The organism is Mycobacterium sp. TH-M25, from assembly GCF_057473665.1.
Map to the genome: position 1 here is coordinate 1 of NZ_JBYCLA010000595.1, position 4,489 is coordinate 4,489.

The following is a 4,489-nucleotide window of genomic DNA, read 5'->3' on the forward strand; positions in this document are numbered from 1 at the left end:
CGGTGACCACAGTCGGTGCGCCGGGCGACCCCGACCACGCCGCAGACACCGACGGACGGCCCGGCTTCGCGCAGATCGCCCTGCGCGGCGACGCCGGTGAAATTCATGCCCGCGGCCCGCAGATGCTGGTCGGCTATCTGCACGGTGCTGACGAGGCCGGATCATTCGACACGCACGGCTATTTCCGCACCGGTGATCTGGCCCGCCGGGTCGACGGCGACTATCTTGTCGTCACCGGCCGGGCCAAAGACCTCATCATCCGCAACGGCGAAAACATCGCACCGAAAGAGATCGAGGATATTCTGGTCAATCATCCAGGTGTCGCCGAAATCGCCATCGTCGGCCTGCCCGACGCCCGCACCGGCGAACGGGCCTGTGCCGTCGTCGTTCCCAACGAACAGCCACCACCTGACACGGACAGCCTGTGCGCCTTCCTGCAATCCCAGGGCGTCGCTGCCTTCAAAGCGCCCGAGCAGGTGGCCATCTGGGATGCACTGCCGCGCAACGATGCCGGCAAGGTGCTCAAAGACCAGATCCAGGCGGCCCTGACAACGACGGACGGATGACATGCAGGTAGCGATCGTGACCGGGGCGACCGGCGGAATCGGATTCGGCTGTGCAGCAAAGCTTGCCGAGGCGGGGATGGCCGTACTGGCCACCGGTCGCAATGAGCAGCGGCTCGCCGAAGTGGCAGCGGCCGTTGGCGATCCCGACCTTGTCGAGACGGTCGCGGTCGACCTGACCGGCGACGACGGGCCGGCGCGGGTGGTCGACGCCGCCGTCGAGAGGTGGGGCCGAATCGACTTCCTGATCAACAACGCCGGCGTGGGGAATCCGACGCCACTGCACGGCACCGACGACGAGACCCTGGACCACTTCCTCAACGTCATGTTGCGTGCGCCGTTCCGGCTGTCGCGAGACGTGCTGCCGCACATGGCACCTGGATCGGGGATCGTCAACATCACCTCGACGTTCGCCGTCGTGGGCGGCCTGCGCGGCGGCCCGTATTCCGCGGCCAAGGGCGGGTTGACCGCTCTGACACTGCACATCGCCGCCCAGTACGGCGCCCAGGGCACACGTTGCAACGCCGTGGCTCCCGGTGTGATCCAGACGGCGATGACCGAAGAGCGGCTCAAAGACCCGCGGTTTCGCCGGATGCAGGTGGAGATGACCCCACACCAGCGACTCGGCACCGTCGACGACGTGGCGAGCACGGTGGCGTTTCTGTGTTCACCGGGCGGCAGTTTCATCAACGGGCAGACCATCGTGGTCGACGGCGGGTGGAGCACCACGAAGTATCTGTCGAAGTACGCGCTGACATCGGAGTGGACGGCGCAGTGAATCTGTCTGCGGCACGGCGTATCACGGCCGGCGGCGCTGCTGCGCCTGGCGCATGCAGTTGCGCCGGCTGTGCAGGTTATCTGCAAACAAGCGGCCCTTCTCGCGAGTAGAAGCCACACAGTCGGCGCCCGGGGAGATATTTGCGGACGTCGGCTAGCGGACGCGACCACGACAAGATGCACAGATCGGGACGACCGTTTGGGCGGGTATCCACAGTTGGGACTTGATCCACAGGCCGGGGTTTCAGCGGTGTGCCGATCGTCGATGTGTCGGTGCTGCTTCATAACGTCGAGGCATGGGTTCAGCACTGGGCGCCGAGCAGGCACGGGAGCGCATCGGCACCGCTCTCGATGCGATCGACGCTGCCCACGACGTGCTGCGTAAAACCTCGTCATGTCTGGTGGGCAACGACTTTCGGGTCGATGTCGCCGAACGCTTGGAAACCCAGGACCGCACCAACCGCGGGCTGATGTACCGGTACTTCGGCGAAATCGCGGATCCGCCCGACGAGAATGCGTCTACCGCAGACATGCGGGCGGCACTGTGGAAGCGGCTGCGCATCACGCCGCAGGAGATCACCCGCCGGTTCAAACTCGCCGCGCGTATCCGGCCCCGCCGCTGCCTGACCGGGCCGCCGGTGCCCCCGGAGCTGCCGGAGTTAGCGGCCGCCGTGGAGGCCGGTGCGGTCGGCGACGACCATATCCGCGCAGTATGCCGAGCCCTCGACGTGCTACCGGCGAGTGTTGCGCCCACCGACGTGGCGGCCGCCGAACACCGGCTGGTCCGCGAAGCGACCAAACTCGACGCCGGCCTGATCACCCGGCTCGGTGAGCGCATCGCCGACTACCTCAACCCCGACGGCCAATTCAGCGATGACGACAGGGCCCGCCGCCGCGGGCTACACCTGGGCGGGCAAGGGCCCGATGGCATGTCGCGGCTGACCGGACTACTCGATCCGCAGGCCCGCGCCTATTTCGAGGCCATCGAAGCTGCGGTACGGCCCGGCCGCCACCAACCTGAGGACACCGATCCCGGCGCGCGCGACGAGCGCACCCCCGCCCAACGCTGCCACGACGCGCTAAAGCTGGGCCTGGAAACCGCGATCGCCTCCGGCGGCCTGGGCACCCACCGCGGCCACCCCGTCACCGTGGTCGTCACCACCACGCTGGCCGAACTCGACCGCGCCGCCCACGCCGCCGTCGACCCGTCGGTACCAATGCCGCCACCCGCACGGACCGGCGGCGGCTCCCGGCTGCCAATGCGTGACCTTATCCGCATGGCCGCCAACGCCATCCACTACTTGGCGGTGTTCGACAATCACACGCAGCGACCGCTCTATCTGGGTCGCCAGAAACGCATCGCCACCGCCGACCAACGGCTGATCTGCTACGCGCGCGACCGCGGCTGCACTCGCCCCAACTGTCTGGTGTCGGGTTACCGCTGCGAAGTTCATCATTCACCGGACTGGGACCGCGGCGGCCGCACCGACGCCGACAAGCTGCATTTCCTCTGCGGCTGCGACCACGGCTGCGTCACCCGCGGCGAACTGCACACGGTGGTCACCGACAGCGGACGACTCGGCTGCACCGACGGCACCGGCCCCCCGGAAATCAACCACGCCCACCATCCCGAAGAACTGCTGCGCGGCGACACCGACCCGCCCGGAGACCTCGACCCCGAAGACCTCGACCCCGGAGACCTCGACCACTGACCGGAGCGCCGATCCGGAGCCGTCACAGGTGACCACTGATGGCAAAGTCTGCGACCCTATCCCCGAGGCCACCCCGTCTGAAAGTGCCGGCGGATACCGGCCAGCATCTCGACGTGGGCGGCCACGGCCTCGCGTTGGGTCATCGCGGCCAGCAGGCGGGGAGCCGAGATCTTCAGCCGTTCGGTCAGGCGGGTGCCCCGCTGAGTCGGCTCGAAGCTGACGGTGCCGTTGAGCCGGACGCCGGGGAATTGCCGCGCCTGGGTGATCACATCGCCCTGCGTAGGCACCTGGACCTGCGCCCAGTAGGTGATGCCGATCGACAGCGGCCCCAGCGGGATCCGGTCACGTACCCGATAGGTCTTCCGGTAGCCGTCAGCGGTTTGGTCGTGCGCCAGCACCTCGACCGAAACCACCAGCGGATGAAGGTCTTTGATGGTGTCGAGGTCGACGTAGAAGTCGCGGACCGCGTCCGGCGGCGCCGGGATCTCCTCGCTTATCTCACGCTCGGCGTGCGCGATCCAGAGGGGCACAGTCAGCGTCCGCGTGCCAGGGACTCGAGGAACCCGTTGATCCGGGCGCGGGTTTCCGCCGACATCCAGCCGGCCCGCACGTCGGCATCGGTGGCGGTACCCGCGTCGATCGCGGCGCGGACCGGCTTGTGCAGCTGAGTCTTGGTGGCGGCGTACGCGGCCGGCGAGTACTGGCCGAGCTCGCGCGCGACGACCAACGCCTTGTCCAGCAGCTCGTCGCCCGCGACCAGCTCGTCGACCCAACCGCGGGCCAGCGCGGTGTCGGTGTCGATGGTCTTGGCGCCCAACGCCGCACGGGTCGACGATGCCCCCATGACGGCGCGGCAGATCTCCAGCGCGGCCACCGGGAACGGGACACCGACCGACAACTCGGTGAGGCCGATCGTCCCACCGGACATCAGTCGCAGGTCGGCGCACATCGCCAGCACACAGCCGCCGGCGATCGCGTGGCCGTTGACGGCGGCGACCACCGGCGCGGGGTGGTCGTAGATCGCCAGAAAGGCCTCCGACAGCGCGGCGACGAACCGCCCGGCGTAATCCGTGCCACCGTCGGCGAGAGCCCGCAGGTCGACGCCGGCCGAGAAGCACCGGCCGGCGCCGGTGATGACGACAGGTCCGTCGACGCGTCGCATCGACTCGGTGATGGCGTTCAGCAGGTCCAGGTCGAGGGCATTCACCGGCGCGTTGTCGAACCGCAGGATCGTCGCGCCGTCAGCCGTCTCGAGAGCGGTCACGCATCCCTCCGATCTACCACGCAGCTGACCCTACGACCGGCCTCACCGCGACACCTCGGCCGCTGCTTCTCGGGCCAACGACAGCCGCTGGCCGACGTTATCCAGACGCGGGCCAGGAACCTCCTGCCTCCGACTTTCCTGAGATTGCGATGAAACCAACTCCCGGCATGTTC

The 4,489-nt window shown here is 68.2% G+C and carries 5 protein-coding genes; 3 read left to right on the forward strand and 2 right to left on the reverse strand.

Annotated elements, in window-relative coordinates:
- The 3 genes from AC2VOU_RS19805 to AC2VOU_RS19815 all read left to right on the forward strand — a co-directional run.
- The coding region (locus AC2VOU_RS19805; RefSeq protein ID WP_486958896.1) for an AMP-binding enzyme at window positions 1-566 on the forward strand (566 nt) is incomplete at its 5' end.
- Between the two features lies 1 nt (window position 567).
- Window positions 568-1,341, forward strand: a complete 774-nt coding sequence (locus AC2VOU_RS19810; RefSeq protein WP_486958897.1) for an SDR family NAD(P)-dependent oxidoreductase — start codon at window positions 568-570, stop codon at window positions 1,339-1,341.
- A gap of 295 nt (window positions 1,342-1,636) precedes the next feature.
- Window positions 1,637-3,052: a 13E12 repeat family protein gene (locus tag AC2VOU_RS19815; protein WP_486958898.1), complete on the forward strand. Its 1,416-nt coding sequence runs from the start codon at window positions 1,637-1,639 to the stop codon at window positions 3,050-3,052.
- Window positions 3,053-3,108: 56 nt separating this feature from the next.
- Here AC2VOU_RS19815 and AC2VOU_RS19820 read toward each other — a convergent pair whose 3' ends face one another.
- Together AC2VOU_RS19820 and AC2VOU_RS19825 are read right to left on the reverse strand one after the other, a co-directional pair.
- Window positions 3,109-3,588 carry an SRPBCC family protein gene (locus AC2VOU_RS19820; RefSeq protein WP_486958900.1) on the reverse strand — a complete coding sequence of 160 codons (480 nt, stop codon included), beginning with the start codon at window positions 3,586-3,588 and terminating at the stop codon, window positions 3,109-3,111.
- Window positions 3,585-4,316, reverse strand: a complete 732-nt coding sequence (locus AC2VOU_RS19825) for an enoyl-CoA hydratase/isomerase family protein (RefSeq protein ID WP_486958899.1) — start codon at window positions 4,314-4,316, stop codon at window positions 3,585-3,587. The genes AC2VOU_RS19820 and AC2VOU_RS19825 overlap by 4 nt, the downstream gene beginning before the upstream one ends.
- Between the last annotated feature and the right edge of the window lie 173 nt (window positions 4,317-4,489).

Coding starts and splice junctions, on each gene's coding strand:
- AC2VOU_RS19810 (WP_486958897.1), top strand. CDS start 568: ATGCAGGTAGCGATCGTGACCGGGGCGACCGGCGGAATCGGATTCGGC.
- AC2VOU_RS19815 (WP_486958898.1), top strand. CDS start 1,637: ATGGGTTCAGCACTGGGCGCCGAGCAGGCACGGGAGCGCATCGGCACC.